The sequence below is a fragment of the Balneolaceae bacterium genome (genome assembly GCA_034521495.1).
Taxonomy (GTDB): Bacteria; Bacteroidota; Rhodothermia; order Balneolales; family Balneolaceae; genus Rhodohalobacter.
On sequence record JAXHMK010000021.1, the window covers coordinates 26320 to 47747 of the forward strand.

At 46.0% G+C, this 21428-nt stretch carries 11 protein-coding genes; all 11 read left to right on the forward strand.

The window, feature by feature from the left end:
- Nucleotides 1–200: 200 nt before the first annotated feature.
- The 11 genes from U5K72_18300 (at nt 201) to U5K72_18350 (ending at nt 21188) form a co-directional block, all read left to right on the forward strand.
- Nucleotides 201–1367, forward strand: a complete 1167-nt coding sequence (locus U5K72_18300) for a mandelate racemase/muconate lactonizing enzyme family protein (GenBank protein ID MDZ7720776.1) — start codon at nt 201–203, stop codon at nt 1365–1367.
- Nucleotides 1368–1516: 149 nt separating this feature from the next.
- Nucleotides 1517–2095: a VOC family protein gene (locus U5K72_18305; GenBank protein ID MDZ7720777.1), complete on the forward strand. Its 579-nt coding sequence runs from the start codon at nt 1517–1519 to the stop codon at nt 2093–2095.
- A gap of 168 nt (nt 2096–2263) precedes the next feature.
- Nucleotides 2264–3220: a hydroxyacid dehydrogenase gene (locus U5K72_18310; GenBank protein ID MDZ7720778.1), complete on the forward strand. Its 957-nt coding sequence runs from the start codon at nt 2264–2266 to the stop codon at nt 3218–3220.
- Nucleotides 3221–3402: 182 nt separating this feature from the next.
- Nucleotides 3403–4440, forward strand: coding sequence for a ThuA domain-containing protein (locus U5K72_18315; GenBank protein MDZ7720779.1), 1038 nt, complete (start codon nt 3403–3405; stop codon nt 4438–4440).
- 235 nt (nt 4441–4675) lie between these two features.
- Nucleotides 4676–7849, forward strand: coding sequence for a PVC-type heme-binding CxxCH protein (locus U5K72_18320; protein MDZ7720780.1), 3174 nt, complete (start codon nt 4676–4678; stop codon nt 7847–7849).
- Nucleotides 7850–8612: 763 nt separating this feature from the next.
- Nucleotides 8613–11297: a c-type cytochrome gene (locus tag U5K72_18325; protein MDZ7720781.1), complete on the forward strand. Its 2685-nt coding sequence runs from the start codon at nt 8613–8615 to the stop codon at nt 11295–11297.
- Nucleotides 11298–11582: 285 nt separating this feature from the next.
- Nucleotides 11583–12989 (forward strand): sulfatase, encoded by a 1407-nt coding sequence (locus U5K72_18330; protein ID MDZ7720782.1) that lies wholly within the window; start codon nt 11583–11585, stop codon nt 12987–12989.
- Between the two features lie 101 nt (nt 12990–13090).
- On the forward strand, nt 13091–14767 hold the full coding sequence (locus tag U5K72_18335) for an FAD-dependent oxidoreductase (GenBank protein MDZ7720783.1): 1677 nt from the start codon (nt 13091–13093) through the stop codon (nt 14765–14767).
- A gap of 255 nt (nt 14768–15022) precedes the next feature.
- A complete protein-coding gene (locus U5K72_18340) occupies nt 15023–16561 on the forward strand; it encodes an arylsulfatase (protein MDZ7720784.1) in 1539 nt (512 codons plus the stop codon).
- A 234-nt stretch (nt 16562–16795) separates the two neighbouring features.
- The gene (locus tag U5K72_18345) at nt 16796–18661 is read left to right on the forward strand and encodes a sulfatase-like hydrolase/transferase (protein MDZ7720785.1); all 1866 of its coding nucleotides are present in this window, start codon (nt 16796–16798) and stop codon (nt 18659–18661) included.
- 247 nt (nt 18662–18908) lie between these two features.
- Nucleotides 18909–21188 (forward strand): tetratricopeptide repeat protein, encoded by a 2280-nt coding sequence (locus U5K72_18350; protein ID MDZ7720786.1) that lies wholly within the window; start codon nt 18909–18911, stop codon nt 21186–21188.
- Nucleotides 21189–21428: the final 240 nt, after the last annotated feature.

Below are 21428 nucleotides of genomic sequence, written 5' to 3' on the forward strand. Positions count from 1 at the left end.
TGCCGAAGCACAGCGAAGGCGAGGGGTGTCAGTGATGCCCCCTTTCACGAACTGCCTGAAACAGGGTCATGTTCAACACACCCCTGATAGCTTCGCTAAACGCTACGCTATCTGTCCCCTCTCGAGCCACATTTGGTCCCGAGACTTCGGGGAGGGGAATCTCAAAACTCAACATTCAAAACGTAATCACGAAACACCACATGATCATAGAAAACGTAGAAGCTTATTGGCTTCGCTGTCCCATTCAGGAAGCAAAACAACACCGGTCCGATTATGGATTGCTTACCCATTTTGATATGACTCTGGTTGTTGTAACAACCAAAGATGGGTTGCAGGGTTTTGGCGAGGCGAAAGCGGCGGTTGGTTCTTCCGGGGTGTGTGCTTCCATTGTAAGCTGTGTGGAAAATGAACTGAAACCGGCATTAATTGGTCAGGATGCACGGAATATTACCCGGATCTGGGAACAGCTTTATAGCGGAACGCGCGATCACTATGCCCTGGCAAGAGGCCGGAAATTTCCAATCCTGGGGAGAAGAGGACTCACTATATCGGCCATCAGCGGTGTGGATATGGCACTGTGGGATTTGAAGGGAAAAGCCCTGAATGTTCCGGTTGTGGAACTGCTTGGAGGAGCCTGCCGGGATCAGATGCCTGCGTATGCAAGCGGCGGCTGGGCGGATGTGGATGGCATTGGCGAACAACTTTCCGGTTATGTATCAAAGGGATTTGATGGAGTAAAGATGCGGGTAGGGGTGATGGACGATACAGTTGGAAAGAGCATTGCCAGGGTAAAAGCTGCCCGCGAAGCCCTGGGACCTGATATTAAGATTATGGCGGATGCACACGGCACCTACAGTGTACCCGAAGCCAAACAGTTTTGCAGGGGAGTTGAAGATTCTGATTTATACTGGTTTGAAGAACCGATCAGCCCGGATAACCCGAAGGGAACCGCAGAGGTTCGTGCCTCAACATCCATTCCCATTGCAGCCGGTGAAAGCGAATACACCTGTTTTGATGTCCGTGATTTGATCAGCCATCGGGCGATAGATGTTGTTCAGCCGGATGCAGCGATCATCGGCGGAATCTCGGAAGCGATGCGGGTGGGCCATCTTGCGCAGGCATGGCAGCTGGAACTTGCTCCTCACTGCTGGGGATCTGCTTTTTCATTTATGGCAGGTGTTACCGTTGCATTTGCAAGCCCTTCAGCTACAATTATAGAATTTTCGCTGGGTGGCAACCCGATGATGTATGATCTGGTAAACGAAAACATAGAAGCAGAAAACGGAAAAATAAAAGCTCCCGATACACCCGGTTTGGGCGTTACACCCAATTGGGATTTTGTGAAGGAGTACAAGCAAAAAATTTAAAACATGAATAGTCTTTCCGAGCTTTTGATAGCACGAACAGCCTGCCCCGAAAAGTCGGGGTCTCGCTCGTGCTCATTTTGGGACACCCCGATGTTTCGAGTGCCATCTTGAACCTTAGACTTTAAACCTTAAACCCAAAAACCAATCCTATGTCACGCGCAGTTAAAATCAACCATGTAACACTTATCGTAGATAATCTGGAAGAAGCTGGCGAATTTTATGAAAAAGAGCTGGGCCTCGATCCGCTGCCCGCTTTCAATTTCGATTACCCGGTAATGTTTTTTGATATCAACGATGAACAGCAGCTCCATCTTTCAGAGTGGGAAGACACACCCTCATTCCGGGGCCACGTCTGCATGCAGGTGGATGATTTCAATTCCATCTTTAAACGTATGAAAGAGTTAGAGGCGATTGATATCAAACCCTGGGGAAACGTGCGACAGTTACCCGATGGTGCCATGCAGATGTTTGTACGTGATCCCTCCGGAAATCTCGTAGAGTTGTCCTCCCATCCGGATGCTGATATTGATGAAGCTATTTTTGAGGATGAACTCTATGAAGAAGGGCTTTACAAATCCAATCGTGAAGATTACAGGGGATATAAAAGTGATGATGCATCGCTTTATCACGGTGAGAAGAAAAAGAAAAGTAATCGGTTTGAATATTATTCTTGGAGAAGGTTTATGTTCTGTCTGTTAGTGTCATCTTTCTATTACCGTCTGCTTTAGCTGACGGTAATGAAAGGCAGGAGGTAAATGGCTTTAGCCACATTCAATTTGGGGCTAAAGCCCTTCTAAGGTATCAGATCTCTCTCCCGTTGGCTGAAGCCAACGGTAATAGATAAACAGAGATAGAATTTACAGGTAGTTTAAAAAATTCGAATTTAGATTTTTACAATGAAAAAAAATGTACTTCTTCTCGAAACCGTTGCTACAGAGGCGGATACCCTGTTGCGTGAAAATACAATTGTTCATGAGGCTTTTCAGCCTGTGAATCCGGTTGAAGTTGCCAAAAATACTACCATTCACGCGATTGTCACCCGGGGCAAAGGCCAGGTGAACCGAGAGTTGATGGATGCCTGCCCCGATCTTGAAGTCGTGGCCCGCTGTGGTGTTGGCCTTGATAATGTGGATGTTCCCGAAGCAACAAAGCGGGGTGTCAAAGTCATTAACGCTCCCGGTTCCAACTCATCAACCATAGCCGAACATGCCTTAACCCTGATGCTGATGTGTGTCCGAAATGCATGGACGTCTGTTGAGCGCGTCAAGGACGGGGACTGGAGCTGGCGGAACCGATACAGCGGGGATGAACTGAGAGAAAAAACACTTGGTATTTTGGGAATGGGAAATATAGGTCAACGGGTTGCAAAACTGGCTGATGCTTTTGGGATGAAGGTGATATATTGGGATAAATTTCCTGTTCAATCGGAATATGAAAGCGGCTCAATGCAAAATGTTCTGAAACGGGCGGATGTTGTGACGATTCATGTACCGCTTCTGGAAGAGACGAAAAATTTGATAGGTAAAAAGCAGCTTGATCTCATGAAACCGGGTGCTTTTCTCATCAATACGGCAAGAGGGCCTATTATTGATGAAGCGGCTCTTTTAAAAGCATTGGACAGCGGAACAATTGCAGGTTTTGCGGCTGATGTTCTTGCTGTTGAACCACCGGGTAGCGATCATCTTTTGGTGAATCATCCAAAAACCCTCATTACCCCACACACTGGAAGCCTTACAGCCACCACCTACCGGAATATGTGTGTGTCTACGGTTCAAAATGTGATTGCAGTCCTCAGCGGATCAAAACCCGACCCGAAATCAGTGTTTAACAGGGATAATTTGAATAGCAATTAGTGTGGTAAGTTTTAAAACCTTATAGTGCGAAGATCAAAAAAAAACCTAAATCCTGCTAAATAGGCCACAAAATCACAAAAACACGAAAAATATTTTTGATTTAGTGTTTTTGCATCTATTAGATAATGCTTTATAAAGTTGCAAAACCAAGCTAAAATATGAATTTGAAATAAGAAAATACTATGAATGTATTTCAAAATGGTTTAAGAATATTCAAAATTCTGGCGATTCTGATGATAGCAGCTTTAATTGGTACCCTGAATGTGAATGCCCAGGAAAACGACCAATGGATTACGTTTGAACCGGGCGAGGGACCGGGCAACGGGCAACATATTGTACTGGTAAGCGGGGATGATGAATATCGGTCCGAAGAAGCCCTGCCTATGCTGGCCAAAATTTTATCGAAACATCACGGATTTAAAACCACTGTTCTTTTTGCAATTGAGCCTGAGAGCGGTGAAATCAAACCCGATTATCAAAACAATATTCCGGGTCTGGAAAATCTTGAATCTGCTGATCTGATGGTGATTTTTACCCGCTTCCGTGAATTGCCGGACGAACAGATGAAATATATTGATGAATACGTGCAATCCGGTAAACCGATCGTAGCCTTGCGAACGGCAACGCATGCGTTTGCCTACTCAGAAAATTCGGAAAGTGAATATGCAAAGTATTCCTACAATAGTGATGTTCCCGGCTGGGAAGGCGGATTTGGAAGACAAATTCTCGGTGAAACCTGGGTAGATCACCATGGAGATCATGGAAGTGAAGGAACCAGGGGCTTAATTGATGGAATTATGGAGCGAAATGATCATCCAATAATTAGGGGTGTTTCCGATATTTGGGGACCAACGGATGTATATGGAACCAGGGAGCTTCAGGGCGATGTGGATGTTCTGGTATGGGGAGCATCAACCAATGGAATGACACCAGAGGCTTCTATCAATTGGGAAAAATCAATCATGCCGGTGGCCTGGACAAAAACATATACTTCGGAACAGGGAAATACCGGGAAAGTTTTTACTACAACCATGGGATCTTCTGAGGATCTGGAAAGTGAGGGCTTTCGAAGGCTTTTGGTCAACGCCTGTTACTGGGCTCTCGACATGGGAGAGGAGGTTTCTGAAAATAGCAACGTTGAACTTATTGGAGAATATACACCCACGAAATTCGGTTTTGGTGATTTTATCCAGGGCCTTAAACCGATTGATTATAAATAATGTGAATTTGGTATAAGAGCTGTTTGAGGAGTGTCCCCTTTGAAGGGGGCAATGGGGGATGGAAAAAACAATTTTTTATTCTGAAAACTGGATATTTGTTTTCATAGCACTTTACTGTGTCATCCCCCTGCTCACTATGCTCGCTTTCCCCCTTCAATGGGGGAATAAAAACAGAATTTTCAGACAACCTAAATCCTCGACAACTTACAAACTATAAACGGTGATTAACTTGAAAGTGAATTTTAATCGAACACTCACGTTTTTAGCTATTGCTCTAATTTCTTTCAGTGCTGTTCAATGCACTCGAACAGATCATACTCTGCAGATCAGCAAGGATGCTCATATTACACTAATCGGAAATAACCTCGGATCAAGAATGATGAATTTCGGCCATTTTGAAACCGAGATGCACGTTCGCTATCCGGATAGTTTACTCTTTATTCGGAACATGAGTGATCCCGGAAACAGGCCCGGATTTCGTCCTCATGCATCCCGTAATTCACCATGGGCATTTCCCGGCGCCGAACAGTTTTACACCGAATTAGCTACTGATTCAAACAGCCAGGGTCATTTTGAAACACCGGACGAGTGGCTGACCCGGCTTGAAACAGATATTATCATTGCATTTTTTGGCTATAATGAATCGTTTGAAGGAGAGGCCGGGCTGGAAAACTACAAAGCAGAACTGGATGCGTTCATCAAACATACATTAAATCAGAACTATAATGGAGAAACGCCCCCGCAGCTTGCCATTGTTTCTCCCATTGCATTTGAAAATCTTTCCGATGAGCATGATCTGCCCGATGGTCGCAGTGAAAACGAAAACCTGAGCCTCTATACGGAGGCAATGGAAGAGGTTGTCGATAAACACAATTCACTTGCCGAAGAGCATGATGTGCTTTTTGTTGATGCATTTTCGCCATCCAAAGACTGGTTTGAATCGAGTGAAGATCCGTTAACCATTGATGGATCACAGCTCAATGAAGAAGGGTATGCGAAATTCGCAAAACTGCTGGCTGATGAGGTCTTTGGGGAGGTTGATGCGGAAGTCGAAGAACATCGGGACTTAGTTCATGAAGCCGTACTTGAAAAAAACTGGATGTGGCATAATGATTTTAAAATTCCCAATGGTGTGCATGCTTACGGCCGTCGATACAATCCGTTTGGTCCGGACAACTATCCGGCTGAAATTGAGAAAACCCGGCAAATGACCGCTATCAGGGATACAGCGATTTGGCGTGCGGCAAATGGAGAACAGATGGATGTAGCGGCAGCGGATCAAAATACCCGGCAGCTACCGGAAGTGGAAACCAATTTCGATCCCGATCAGCATGGGAATCCCGAATACAAGTACGGAGAGGATGCACTCGAGACATTTGAAATGGCCCCCGGTTATGAAATTAAACTGTTTGCGTCTGAAGAAGATTTTTCCGATCTGGCAAATCCCGTTCAACTCTCATTTGATACCAAAGGGCGACTTTGGGTAGCTACAATGCCAAGCTACCCACACTACAAGCCGGGTGATGAAAAACCCAATGATAAGCTGATTATTCTTGAAGATACCGATGGCGACGGCCGGGCTGATAAACAGACCACATTTGTGGATGGATTACATCTTCCTGTAGGGTTTGAGTTTGCACCGGAAGGCGTGTATGTATCGCAGGGAACGAATTTGATGCTTTATACAGATACGGATGGCGATGACCGGGCAGACACCAGCGAAATTGTTTTGAGCGGTTTTGATGATCATGATACTCACCATGCACACAGTGCATATACAGCGGATCCATCCGGCGCTATCTACATGGGAGAGGGCGTATTTCTGCATACCAATGTTGAAACGTCGTATGGGCCGGTTCGCGCAACGAACGGAGGGTTTTACCGGTACAATCCTCAGCGCCGCCGCCTGGAACGAACGGCCCAGTTATCGATACCCAATCCGTGGGGTATTGCATTTGACGAGTGGGGACAGAATTTCTTTGCCGAAACATCCGGCCCGGATGTTCTCTGGATGATGCCGGGTACAGTTAAACCCAGGTACGGCGTAGCCAATCCAAAATCAAGAAACCTGATTGAAGATGAACACAGGGTTCGTCCGACTTCAGGGCTGGAATTTGTGTCGAGCCGGCATTTTCCGGATGAGGTTCAGGGAGACTTTTTGATCAACAATACCATAGGATTTCTGGGTACCAAACAGCATACACTGGAAGATGATGGCACGGGTTATAAAAGCCGCCACAGACAGGATTTGGTTCAATCAAGCGATCGTAATTTTCGTCCTGTGGATATGGAATTTGCTCCCGATGGTTCACTTTACCTGGTGGACTGGCACAATGTATTGATCGGCCATATGCAGCATAATGCACGAGATCCGCTCAGAGATCACGTTCACGGCCGAATTTATCGAATCACCTATCCTGAACGGCCATTGGTGGAACCCGCAAAGGTGGCTGGCGCAACCATCGAAGAGTTATTTGAAAATCTGAAGCTTCCCGAATTCAGAACCCGGGAACGAACCCGCTTGGAATTACGGAGTCGTGATGCATCAGAAGTGTTACAACATTTAGATACCTGGATTGCCAATCTTGATGAAAGCGAAGAAAGATATGAACACCACTTATTAGAGGCACTGTGGGTAAGCTGGGGATTAAACCAGGTTCATGACCAACTGCTTCGCGAATTGCTTGATGCGGAGGATTATCGGGTCAGAGCTGCTGCAGTACGAGTGCTTCGATATACGGGTCACCAGGTGGAGGATCAGGTCGATCTGCTCGTTCAGGCAGCCGGAGATGAACATGGCCGGGTTCGTCTGGAGGCAATTGTAGCAGCCTCATGGCTGAGCCAGGACGACGGTTTATCCATTTTAAACGAAGCCGGAAACTACCCAATCGATGACTGGATGCGGCCCTCCTACGATACGGCTCTTGCACGCCTGCTTGGAGAAACCGTTCAAGACGAAGAACCCGAGGAGATTGAAACCAGCCTCACAGGAACCGAACGAGATTTATTCATGAAAGGCAGAGAGATTTATGCCCTGGACGGCTATTGTGGTACTTGTCATCAGCCCGATGGCAAAGGATTAACGGCTTCGGGTTTTCCTCCCCTTGCAGGAACCCGATGGGTAAACGGAAATGAAGAACGGCTGATCAAATTAACATTACATGGTTTGGCCGGCCCTATAGAAGTGCTTGGGAAAGAGTATCCCGGAAATGTTCCCATGACTCCTTTCGGGGGAATGCTCAATGACGAAGAGGTCGCAGCTGTACTCACGTATGTGAGAAATGCATTTGGAAATGAAGCATCGGCCATTACTCCCGAAAAAGTGAAAGAGGTACGGGAAGCCACTCAGGATAAGAATGGATTTTATTCACCCGATGAGTTGCTGGAACAACATCCTTTTGAGGAGTGAATTGAAAATCCAATGTATAAAGAACCTGCGAGAGTCCGGTAGGTCCTCGCAGAGTTCGACTTCATGGCAAGGGACTCTTTCAGGAGCTGTCGCACTCTGAAAGGTCTTTTTTAGAAAGAGCGACATGTGATATCTTCCTTAAACTTGCGCAAGTGTTAAATCCGGTATTTCAAAGCATAAATTGGAATCGTGTGGGTACTGACTTGTCGGAAAAATCATTCTGCCATCAGTAAGTCGAGGATGTCACTTGTGCCCAATCTTTTTTTGCAAATGGAAAGGGGCACAAGTGACGCTGCGCTTAACACTTGCGCCAGATGGGAGAGCAGAGACGCAAACCAAACACGAAATCGATGTTAACGTCTCCATACTTTTGGTCCGTCAAAAGTATGCAAAACCTCCCGGCTGTGATGGCTTCCGGGCACGGTTTGCCCGCACGGGTACACTCTGCGAATGCTCACAGGTGAGCGCGCAGAGCGATTTCTCCCGTGCTGTGATGCAAACCATGCAATTCCTCCATCCATCAAGGCCGAAGGGAGAGATGTCGAAATTGACGTTATTCAAGTTGTTAATATCGAATATGGTGCGGTAATAGCGGGTGGTATATAAATGTCAACTCTAAGATAGTGTTGTTCGCTGTTGGGTAAAATCAGTAGCTCAGGACGGTAAGAGTTTTGCAAAGACTTCTTTAAATCTGTTAGCTATATTTATGGTGTTTCATTATCTCAAAGGATGAACTTTTAAACATTAACAAAGATTAGTTTTCATGAAATTTAATGTTAGCCGGGCAGGATTCTATCTGAATATCTTCTTTCTCTTATTAACGATGTTGATAGCTGGGGGATTTAGTGCCAATATAAATCAGCGAGTTGATTTACAGGATAGTGAACATTTTGCTGATGCAGAAAAAGATTCCGTTTTACAAAACATAGAGACACTTCCCGGTTTTGAAGTTCAAAAGATCTATGAGGTACCACGCGAGCAGCAGGGATCGTGGGTAGCTTTAGGGGTCGGTCCAAAAGGGCACTTGATCGCTTCGGATCAAGAGACCAAAGGGATGTATCGAATTGAAATTTCTGGTGATATTGATAATCCGGAAGTCAGAACTGAAGAACTTGTGATGCCAATTTCCGGTGCGCAGGGTTTGCAGTGGATGGATGATCATTTATATGTGAATGTAAACGGAAAAGGCCTGTTCAGAATGAAGTATAATGAAGAAGGTGACCTCTTTAATATCCTGGAATACCTTGGAGGACCTGATGGCGGTGGTGAACATGGGAATCATGCCTTGATAAAAGCACAAGATAATAATGGTTTGTATGTGGTAAACGGTAATCATACTCCGCCACCTGACTTTACCTCAAGCAGCATAAAAAATTGGAAGGAAGATATCTTACTGCCCCGTAACTGGGATGCACGCGGCCACGCCAGGGGGATCACAGCTCCGGGTGGATATATTGCCCGTATCAATTCAGATGCTACGGAGTGGCACATGGTCAGTATCGGTTATCGTAATACTTACGATATCGCTCAGAATCAACATGGGGATCTGTTTGCCTATGATTCGGATATGGAATGGGATATGGGGATGCCCTGGTATCGTCCTACACGATTGGTTCACGCCGTTAGCGGAAGTGATTATGGCTGGCGGAGTGGTAGCGGAAAATGGAAAGAGTATTACGAAGATAGCTTGCCTCCAATCGTAAATGTAGGCCCGGGGTCACCCACGGGTCTCTTGTTTGGAACAGGAGCGAAATACCCGGCAAAATATCAGCATGCATTGTTTGGTTTAGATTGGACGTTCGGAACGATGTATGCGTTTCATATTAAACCGGAAGGGGCAAGTTATAAGGCAGAGGTTGAAGAATTTCTTTCCGGATCACCACTGCCGTTGACAGATGCTGTAATTGGGAGTGATGGATATTTATACTTTGTGACGGGTGGCCGGGATAAAGAATCTACACTTTACCGGGTTATTTATACTGGAAACGAATCTACCACCGAAGCAGAGTCGTTCGAAGAGGACGATGAGGCAAAAGAGGCCCGAGAACTGCGTAAAAGTCTCGAAGCTTTTCATGGAACTCAAAATTCTGAAGCGATTGATACGGCGTGGCCTCACCTGGACAATCACGATCGATTTATACGTCACGCTGCCAGGGTAGCTGTTGAATGGCAACCGGTGGATGCATGGGCAGAAAAAGCAATGAATGAGGAGAGACCCCAGGCGCGTATCACAGCCCTGGTTGCATTGGCTCGCGCCGGTTCTGAAGAGTACCGTAACGGAGCAATTGAATCGTTGATAGACCTGAATTTTGAATCTCTGACTCCCATGCAGAAACTGGGATATCTGCGAGCCGCATCCCTCATATTCATGCGCCTGGGTGATCCCGATGATGAACAGCGCTCTGAAATCACTGACATCTTATTAGAACAGCTGCCACATGACGATGTACGAGTGAATACAGAAGTGATCAGGCTTTTGGTTTACCTGGAAGAGCCCCGGGTGATTGAAAAAGCCCTGGCACTTTTACAGGAAGAGAAAGCACCTCCGGTGCCCGATTGGAACTCTGCCCTGATTGCCAGGAGTGAAGAGTATGGCGGAACCATTATGGAAATGCTTAACAATCCACCTCCAATTCATAAATTGGAATATGCATTTATGCTTAGAAATTTGGCTCACGGATGGACCATTGAGCAGCGTCGGGAATACTTTACGTTTATTAACGAGGCCTCTGAACAGGGGATGGGAGGAAATAGTTATTCCGGCTTTTTAGAACGAATGCGTGACGAAGCCTTGCGAAATGCTTCAGAAGAGGAAATAGAGGCAGTATCTGATCTGACCGGAGTCAGCCTGAATAGAACACCCGATTTTGAAATTAATCCACCCGCCGGACCTGGACGAGAGTGGACTGTGGAAGAAGCTTTAGCAGTGCTGAATGAAGATCAAAACGGCAACGAAACAGATAGTGAATTAAGTTTCGAACGAGGCCGTAGCCTGTTTCATGCAACCGCGTGTGCATCCTGTCATCGGTTGGGCGGTTTCGGGGGGAATATCGGACCCGATTTAAGTAGTGTAAGCAATCGATTTAACAGAGAAGGAATATTGGAAGAGATTATTCATCCGAGCCGCTCGATTTCTGATCAGTACAGTAGTTATATGGTTAAGACGAATGATGGAGAATCGTATACCGGACAAATTGTAAAACGCCGGGATACCGTGGAAATTTATACGCAGAATATGGATCAGCCTCCAACGATAGTCTCCCGCGATCAGGTTGCTTCCATTGAAGAAGCTGAAACCTCTCAGATGCCACCGGGGCTGATTAATGCATTGAATCCTGAAGAATTAAAAGATCTGATGGCATACTTACTGGCTGCTGGAAATCCTGAAGCTGATATTTATAAGAGTGAAGACGATGAGACGAATTCTGAAAATGATGAGGAGGAATAGAGTATAATTATGAGATTTTCGGGCTAATACTTTTTGGCATTCAATGTGTATTAACTATAGAACTGATGATCACTACACTCATCAGTTCATGCATATATGCTGTCACGTACTAACCCATGTTTGACAGACACCGTTATCCCGGGCGAGATAATTGTCCGGGATTTTTTCTCAAACTGCCTCCATTCTGCTGGTTATTTTAGTTGAGCCCGAAAACTATAAAAGCGAATCCCTCGAAATCATGTAGTATATTGAGGTCAAATTCAGAAATAAAAAATCAACGCCTGCATGAAAATATTAGCAATAACACTAATCGCTCTTCTTGGATTTTATCCACTTTCAACATCTCTGGCACAAAATACTGATCAATCAAAACCCAATATCATTGTCATTTTTACCGATGATCAGGGATACGGTGATCTGAGCTCGTACGGAGCACCCAATATCCGAACTCCCCATATTGATAAAATGGCAGCGGAAGGACAGAAATGGACCAACTTTTATAGTGCAGCCAGTGTATGCACACCCAGCCGGGCTGGACTTCTGACAGGACGTTATCCGGTACGAAGCGGCATGGCAAGCGACGTGCACAGAGTCCTCTTTCCCGATTCCAAAGGAGGATTGCCCCAACGGGAAGTAACGATAGCTGAACAGGTAAAAAAAGCGGGGTACCATACGGCACTCATCGGGAAGTGGCACCTGGGTCACCTCGAGCAGTACCTGCCCACAAATCATGGGTTTGAAACCTACTACGGCATTCCCTACTCCAACGACATGGATGCAATCGAGGGAAAACCTCCCTATTGGGAGTACGCAGATGAATACATCCCCATTGATTACTATAATGTACCCTTGATGCGAAACACCGAAATTATAGAGCGTCCCGCAGATCAAAACACCATTACCCGCCGATATACGGAGGAGAGCATCTCCTTTATTGAGGAACACAGCGATGAGCCTTTTTTCTTGTATCTGGCTCACAGCCTGCCGCACATTCCGCTGTTTGCATCTGATGAGTTTACCGGCCACAGTGATGCGGGCCTGTATGGTGATGTGATTGAAGAGATCGATCACGGCGTGGGACAGATCGTTGACAAACTGAAAGAACTTGAGATTGAAGAACAAACATTGGTGGTATTCACTTCCGATAACGGCCCATGGCTGGTTTTCAGAACGCATGGGGGCAGCTCCGGACTGCTTCGTGCAGGAAAAGGGATGACCTGGGAGGGAGGCGTTCGTGTCCCAGCTATTTTTTGGTGGCCGGGAACCATCCAGCCGGAAATTGTAACCGATATCGGCAGTACCCTGGATATTTTTACAACAGTAAGTCACTTGGCTGGAGTAGCTGTACCGGATGACCGGATTGTTGATGGAGTTGATTTAACTCCAGTGCTGATGGGCGAGGGTGAATCACCCCGAAAAGAGATGCTGTTCTATCGCGGAGCTACCCTGTATGCGGCACGGAAAGGTAACTTCAAAGCCCACTTTATTATCGAAGGAGCCTACGGGCAGTTTGAAGAGAAACAGGTTTTGGATACTCCCTTGTTGTATGATTTACGTGAAGATCCGGCAGAGAAATATGATGTAGCAAACGAGCATCCGGAGGTACTTGCTGAAATTGAGAAGATGGTTGAAGAGCACACGGAAAACTTGGTTGAGGTGAAAGATCAACTGGCGGAGCGGGAATCTAATTAAAAGGTTATTAAAATGATTTGTGCAGAGGATCTTGAGTTAAAAATACATGAATGCATCCCCATTATTTATCAGATTTTAGTCAATCCTTCAAATCAACCATCATGAAAAAAAACATATTATTTTTCCTTACAATAAGTTTTTTGCTGATCAGCTGTACAAATCGTGGATCTTCTGATTCGAACAATTATGAAGCAGATGTCATCATTTACGGAGGAACATCGGCTGCGGTGACAGCGGCTGTAAAAGTGGCCAGAACAGGCCAGTCGGTGATTATAGTTTCCCCGGATAAACATCTTGGCGGTCTTTCATCTGGAGGCCTTGGATTTACGGATACGGGAAATAAAGTAGTGATCGGCGGTTTATCCAGGGAGTTTTATCAGCGTGTGTATGAATATTATCAGCAGGACGAGACCTGGCGCTGGCAGGATCGCTCGGAATTTGGAAATCGCGGACAGGGAACAACCGCACTGGACGAGGAGTTTGGCACGATGTGGATTTTTGAACCTCATATCGCGGAACAGGTATTTGAAGATTTTATCGAAGAGGAGGGGATTACCGTTCTCCGGGATGAATGGCTGAATCGAAAAGATGGAGTGGTGACCGAAAATGGGCGTATTGTCTCCTTTGAAACACTCAGTGGAAAAACATTCCGGGGAGAGATGTTTATCGATGCCACCTACGAGGGAGACCTGATGGCGGCGGCCGGAGTCAGTTACCATGTAGGACGTGAGTCCAATGATACCTATGATGAGGAATGGAACGGAGTTCAAACAGGCGTCTATCATCACAGTCATTATTTCCCGCCCGATGGACCCTATGTAGATCCTTACATATCGCCGGGCGATCCCTCCAGCGGAATTATTGGAAATGTATCCGTGGCACCTCCCGGTGAAAAAGGAAGTGGGGATCACAGAGTACAAGCCTATTGTTTTCGAATGTGTTTAAGCGATCATCCCGATAACAAAGTTCCGTTCCCGAAACCGGACAATTACGAACCCTCACAATACATTTTGCTGCTCCGGTTGTTTGAATCCGGTTGGCACGAACGCAATAATTTTTTCACCAAGTATGATGAAATTCCCAATCGAAAAACTGATACTAATAATCACGGGCCGGTAAGTACCGACTATATTGGGATGAACTACGACTATCCGGAGGCCTCCTATGATCGCCGTAAACAGATCATTCAGGAACATGAGGATTATCAAAAAGGGATGATGTACTTTTTGGCAAATGATCCTCGAGTGCCCCGCGAAATTCAGAATGAAGTCAAACGGTGGGGCTTAGCCAAAGATGAATTTACCGACAATGGCCACTGGCCGCATCAATTGTATATCCGGGAAGCAAGGCGAATGATTGGGGATGTTGTCATGACTGAGCATGAAGTGCTTGGAAATCGTGATGTGCCTGAACCGGTAGGAATGGGTTCCTATACGCTCGATTCTCATAACGTCCAAAGATATATCACCCCTGAGGGGTATGTACAAAATGAAGGAGATATTGGCGTCAGTCCTGATCAGCCGTATCAAATTGCTTATGGATCCATCATTCCCAAAAAAGAAGAAATTCAGAACCTGCTGGTTCCTGTGGCGATGTCTGCATCGCATATAGCCTTTGGTTCGATTCGTATGGAACCTGTTTTTATGATTTTGGGTCACAGTGCTGCCGCTGCCGCTGTTATAGCATTAAGGGAAGATCAGGCAGTGCAGGATGTGGACTACAGTGAACTTCGAAGCCAGCTTTTGGAAGATGGGCAGGTCTTGGAGTACTCAGAATAACAAGGAAAATTAAAACAAAATATAATTCTCAGTGTGAATTCGATATGATAAAACAAGCACTGTTAGTGTTAACTGTTAGCGACACGATCCCACAGCTCAGGACTAACCGGGACGGGATCACTTCCTAAAATTCTTACTTTTTATAAACCATTTCCACAGTTTCAAATAATTGCTTTCTTTACAGCTTATAACTATATCTCTTAAGATGATTCGGTTATTAACTGATTACAGGCTCAATGAAAATGACTAAAAAAGATGAATAAATACCTGGTTGCATCGCTTATTATCATTCTTAGCTTGATCTCTTTTTTCTCTTGTGATTCACCCGAAAATCAAACCAGGCCAAACATCGTTCTTATTTTAGCCGATGATATGGGCTATTCAGATATCGGACCGTATGGGGCTGAAATTGAAACGCCGAACCTGGACAGGCTGGCTGAAAACGGCATTCGGTTTACGCAGATGCATAATACAAGCAAGTGCTTTCCTTCGAGAGCGGTACTGCTTACAGGTCAGTATGCTCAGAGAGTTGGGATGAGTGAATCGCCTGACAGTTTAACTAATGCCGTAATGTTCGGGGAAGTCCTGAAAAACGCTGGCTACACAACAATTTTTGTCGGCAAACATCATGGAACGGATAATCCTCATGAATGGGGATTTGATCACTACTGGGGATTACGGGACGGGGCGGCTAACTACTTTAATCCTGGTGAACAGCGTTCTTTCGACCCTGGACCGCCCGCGCAGAAAGAAGCTTACTATCCCCGCACGTTTGTGTTTGATGATTCTTTAGCAGCTCCATTCACCCCTCCGAAGGATTACTACGGAACCGATACCTGGACCGACTGGGCGTTAGAACTGCTGGATCGTTATGAAGATGACAGCAATCCTTTCTTGCTCTATCTGTCGTACCAGGCTCCACATGATCCGCTGCAGGCTCCCGAAGAAGTAATCGATAAATATGAGGGTGTCTATGATGTGGGTTATGAGAAGATTGCAAGTGATCGTTATCGGCGTCAGTTGCAATCGGGGCTTTTGGACGAGCGTTTCCCCCGGTCGGAACCAACCTATCGCCAGTGGGAGACTCTTGATGATTCAACAAAAGCCGACCAGGTACGCCGGATGCAGGTCTATGCTGCCATGATCGACCGGATGGACCAGAACATCGGCAGAGTTATAGAATACCTGGAGGAACGGGATGAGCTGGATAACACACTTCTGATGTTTGTATCCGATAATGGTGCGTCAGCCGAAGTCGTAGAGATTGGCGAAGGAGAAATTGGTTCCATGACAAGATGGTCCTCACTGAAAGAAGACTGGGCAAATGTGGCCAATACACCTTTCAGAATGTTTAAAAATTATTCTCATGAAGGCGGAACGGCAACGCCGTTTATTGTCCACTGGCCGGATGTGATTCCGGAAGGCGGACAAGTCGATCACTCGCTGCTGCACTTTATCGATATTATGCCCACACTGGTTGAGGTAAGTGGTGGATCGTATCCTGAGCAGTATAAAGGTGAACAACTCTATCCTATGGAAGGTGTTAGTTTTCTGCCGTTGTTTAAAGGGGATCCGGTTGAACGAACGGAGCCTTTATATTATGAATGGAACGAAGGCCGTGCCGTTCATACCGAAAACTGGAAGCTGGTACAATGGGGCGAAGAGTGGGAATTGTATGACAGGCGGACAGATCTCACGGAAACAAAAGATCTCGCTGATGAATATCCGGATACGGTGGAATTGTTGGAGGCGAAGTGGGAAGTATGGTCTGATAGGTTGAAGTCGATGGATTAAATTTTTAATGAGATATGAAAAAATCCCCCTTTGAAGGGGGAATGTGAGCGCGACGAATGTCGTGTGAACTCGGGGGATGAACACCCCTCCCGCCTAAAGGCGGACTCCCCTCAAGGGGAGATTTAACCGCCCTAATTCCTCTTTACACCCCGAAGTATTGAGGGCAGGCAGGAGGGAAAAAACCGGCAACAGTATAATGTTAAATACAGGTTAATTTTTAAATTAAAGGTAAAAATGAATCAGGCAATTAATGAGAGCTGGCGACATATTAAAACCGCAGGATTAACTCTTTTTTTGGGAATCTTCCTCTTTGGCTGCGGTGATCCGGAAACAGAAGAACTTCCCAATATTTTGTGGATCACAAGCGAGGATAACAGTCCGTTTTTGGGTGCGTATGGCGATGATTACGCAGATACTCCCAATCTGGACCGGCTGGCTGATGCAGGAGTTCTCTATGAAAATGCTTACGCTACCACTCCGGTTTGTGCACCGTCGCGCTTTACTCTTATTACCGGAACCTATGCCAACCGAATGGGTACGGAAAATATGCGCAGTACTTATCCAATCCCTGAGAACATCCGGTTTTACCCGGCATACCTTAAAGAGGCCGGTTATCATACCACCAACAATGTGAAAAAAGATTACAACACGATTGATCAGCCGGAAGTGTGGGATGAATCCAGTGGTGAGGCCCATTACAGTGACAGAGCGGAGGGACAGCCGTTTTTTCATATTCGAAATTTTACGACGACTCACGAAAGCAGGCTCCACGATCCAATTGACACACTGATTCATGATCCTGATGATGCTCCAGTACCGCCTTATCATCCAAATACAGAAACCGTTCGACGGGACTGGGCTCATTACTATGATCAGATGACACGGATGGATGAACAGGTCGGCGAGCTTCTGGATGAACTGGAGAAATCAGGTGAAGCCGAAAATACGATCATCTTTTACTATGGAGATCACGGGGGAGCTCTGCCCGGGGCGAAACGGTTTATGAATCAGCGGGGACTGCATGTACCGCTCATTGTCTATTTCCCGCCAAAATATGAACATCTGAAACCGGAGGAGAATCGAACAGATCGATTGGTTTCTTTTGTGGATTTTCCGGCAACACTGCTGAGTCTCGCCGGCATCGAACCACCGGAATTTATGGACGGTGAACCGTTTTTGGGTGAATATGAAACCGAACCGCGTGAGTATATTCATACCTATCGGGGAAGGATGGATGAACGATATGATCTGTCCAGAGGAGTTCGCGATCAGGATTTTCTCTACATACGAAATTATATGCCTCAGCGGATTTATGGGCAATACTTGAATTATTTATGGAGAGCGCCCACCATGCAGGTTTGGGAAGAAGAATACCGGGCCGGAAACCTGAATGAAATACAGAGTCAGTTTTTTGAGTCCAAACCCGCTGAAGAGCTCTATTTGATTTCCGAAGATCCATATTCTGTGCATAACCTGGCCGATGATCCGGCCTACCGGGAAGAGTTGCAGCGATTACGTGAAGTAAACTCCGAATGGATTCGGGAGATCAACGATTTGGGCTTTATCCCGGAAGGAATTTTGGATGATATTCGCGGAGAGCGACCGCTTTACGATGCCGTTCGCGAGGATAATGTTCCGATTAATGAGATTATCGAAACTGCGGAGATGGCGTCCTATCAACCGGAAAATAATATGGAGGAATTGGTCAGCCGATTGGACCATTCTGAGGCGTCCGTCCGGTTCTGGTCAGCGATGGGAATAGCGATCAGCGGAGATTCTGCATCTGAGTATTCATCAGAATTGCTCGAAAGAAGGAATGATCCATCGGGATCTGTCCAGGTAGCCATTGCGGAAGCTCTTTTGGCTGCGGGTGAAATATCTGCTGCTATTGACTTGATTGAAGAAACTCTCAACAATCCGGACGGTCATGTAAAACTCCGGGCTGTAAACTTGATTGAAACCCTTGATGAAAGCCTGATTACGGATAACATCAGAAACACCATTCGCCAATTTGTGGATGAAATGGAAAACGATGAAGCCGCCGCTGCCGGCTATGTGTTCAGGGCTTCGGAAAGGCTTGTTGAGAAATTGGATTTGTAAATTTAAAAAAAACTGATTAAAGAGTGTCCCCCTTTGAAGGGGCAATGGGGGATGACTCTTTACTCATCTTAATGCTCTGGAATACCAATTGGAAGCTCTGCTTATTTATTCACAGTTTATTGGAAATGAAGCAGGAGCTTCATGAGAAGGTTTCGAAGGAGACCTTCGGAACCAGTAGGAAATCACATTTTTTAACTTTTTAATCGGTTTTCTGTTTGTGTATACTATCGCGGAATAGATGTAACCAATGATTCATACCATTTTTTCTTCCAGATCTTTTCAGTTTGTCGGCATTTTTGCTCTATTTGTCACCTTTGGGCTCATCTACAGCTGTACCCAAAATAATCAAGCCAAACAAGAAGGCAGCGATGTTGATATCTCCCAAAACCACCGGTTTGTTGGAGATCAGACCTGTCAGTCGTGCCATGCAACCCAATGGGAAGAGTGGAAAGGATCTCATCACGATTACGCCATTGCCGAGGCAGACGAGGAATCTGTGCGAGGAGATTTTGACAATACCGAATTTCAGGATGGAGAGTACACATATCGGTTTTTTCGTGATGGAGAGCAGTATAAAGTAGAAGCTCCAGGACCGGATGGGGAAATGCAGGTTTATCATATCTCCTACACCTTTGGCTGGGAACCGCTGCAGCAATATTTGATTGATTTCGGAAAGGGAAAGATGCAGGCGTTACAAATTGCCTGGGATACCGAACAGAATCGCTGGTTTTCTCTCCGCCCTGAAGAGAATCCTGAGCCAGGCGACTGGCTGCACTGGACGGGAGCCAGTATGAACTGGAACACCATGTGTGCGGATTGCCACTCTACCAATCTGAAGGAAAATTATATCGCTGAAGCTGACTCCTTTCACACCACATGGTCGGTACTGAATGTGAGTTGCGAAGCATGTCACGGACCGGGCGGAGATCATGTGGATTTTGTAAACAGCCCGGAAGGTGAGCAGGCATCAAAGGAGAGAATACGGAGCGATCTGATCAACGGACGATTTACAAGCCAGATGGATGAGATTAATACATGTGCTCCCTGTCACTCTTTACGGCAGAAACTGACGGACGAGTATATCCACGGCGATGAGTACCTGGATCATTTTGACCCGACGCTGCCTCATCCCGATAACTATTTTGCCGACGGACAGATCAGGGGTGAAGTGTATGTGTACGGTTCGTTCCTCCAAAGCAAAATGTTTGCTGAGGGAGTGCAATGCACCGATTGTCACAATCCACACACGCTTGAGTTAAAAGAGCCTCTAACCGAAAATAAGTTGTGTATGACTTGCCATGAACCGAGGTATAATACCCCGGACCATCATTTCCATGAAGTAAATACGGAGGCCTCTCAATGTATCAACTGCCACATGACCGGGCGGACCTATATGGGAAATGATTACCGTCGCGATCACAGTTTTCGAGTTCCCCGGCCCTCTCAAAGTGCGCAATTTGGAACTCCGAATGCGTGTAATGATTGTCACACGGATCAATCAGCAGAATGGGCGAGCGAGGCTGTTGAGGAGTGGTACGGTGCAGACGATTCTACTCATTTTACAGATATTCTATTGAAAGCTGATAATCCCGGTTCGGAAACCATCCGTGCCCGAACACAGCTCAGCGATTTGATAGCCGATTCCTCTAAACCGGATATGATTCGGGCAACGGCACTCTGGTATGCCGGTCATTTTCCATCTATGGGAACAACGGATTTGATTCGGGAGTCCCTGGAATCTGAATCACCACTCATAAGAAATAGTGCCGCAAAAGCCGTTCAAAATCTTCCTTCGGAGATGAGAACACTGGTGCTTAGAAAATCTCTGACAGATTCGGTGAAAGCAGTACGGATGTCAGCCATGCAAAATCTTGTTTCATATACTGCAGATGATTTTGGAAATGCATACAAAACTGATTTCCGCAACGCGCTTCAAGAATACAAAGAAACCCTGGAAGTGAATCGCTATTTCCCTCAGGGTGAGATGAACCGGGGTCAATTTTATGAGCAGCAGGGAGACACCGAAAAAGCGATTGAAGCGTATAAATCTGCTCTTGAGCGAGATGCCGAGTTCAATCCGGCGCGAATAAATCTTGCCTATCTCTATAATGGCCAGGGTCGAAATGACGAAGCGGAACGGCTCCTGAGAAAAGTGATTGAACAGGAACCGGAATTTGGCCAGGCTTACTATTCTCTTGCTCTGTTATTGGCCGAAGAGGAGCGGCTGGAAGAGGCGATTCCCTATTTTGAGGAGGCTTCTGAACTGAATCCACAACAGGCTCGAATTTTTTATAACCTGGCAATTGCAAATCAAACAATAGGACGTTCCGAGGAAGCGGAAACAGCCTACCTGGATGCCATCGAGCTGGAACCTGAAAACACCGATTACCGCTACGGCCTGCTGACTCTCTACATGCAGCAGGAAGAGTATGAAAAAGCTCTCGAGCAGGCGCACCGACTGCAGGAGTTGAATCCAAATAATGCCCGGATAGGACAGATTATTCAGTCAATTGAGAGGGAGATGTAATTTGAGCCAGGGTGTCTAATGTTTAAAAGTCTAAGGTTTAAGGTTCTTTTAGAAGGGTTCAGATACAGATGACCCAACCCGGTAGATGCGATTTACAAATGACGAATGAAGTCGAGGGGCAGTAATGAAGCATGATGATAAAGCCTTTGCTTTTAATCACGAGATTTCCTGTCCTCAATTATTTTTTTTGAGATGGATCTGTTCGGAATATTAGAGAGAAGGAGAAAATTATCGTTGGTC

Bases quoted from the DNA above. Each gene is read 5' to 3' on its own strand.
- U5K72_18300 (MDZ7720776.1), top strand. From the start codon at position 201: ATGATCATAGAAAACGTAGAAGCTTATTGGCTTCGCTGTCCCATTCAG.
- U5K72_18305 (MDZ7720777.1), top strand. From the start codon at position 1,517: ATGTCACGCGCAGTTAAAATCAACCATGTAACACTTATCGTAGATAAT.
- U5K72_18310 (MDZ7720778.1), top strand. From the start codon at position 2,264: ATGAAAAAAAATGTACTTCTTCTCGAAACCGTTGCTACAGAGGCGGAT.
- U5K72_18315 (MDZ7720779.1), top strand. From the start codon at position 3,403: ATGAATGTATTTCAAAATGGTTTAAGAATATTCAAAATTCTGGCGATT.
- U5K72_18325 (MDZ7720781.1), top strand. From the start codon at position 8,613: ATGAAATTTAATGTTAGCCGGGCAGGATTCTATCTGAATATCTTCTTT.
- U5K72_18330 (MDZ7720782.1), top strand. From the start codon at position 11,583: ATGAAAATATTAGCAATAACACTAATCGCTCTTCTTGGATTTTATCCA.
- U5K72_18335 (MDZ7720783.1), top strand. From the start codon at position 13,091: ATGAAAAAAAACATATTATTTTTCCTTACAATAAGTTTTTTGCTGATC.
- U5K72_18340 (MDZ7720784.1), top strand. From the start codon at position 15,023: ATGAATAAATACCTGGTTGCATCGCTTATTATCATTCTTAGCTTGATC.
- U5K72_18345 (MDZ7720785.1), top strand. From the start codon at position 16,796: ATGAATCAGGCAATTAATGAGAGCTGGCGACATATTAAAACCGCAGGA.
- U5K72_18350 (MDZ7720786.1), top strand. From the start codon at position 18,909: ATGATTCATACCATTTTTTCTTCCAGATCTTTTCAGTTTGTCGGCATT.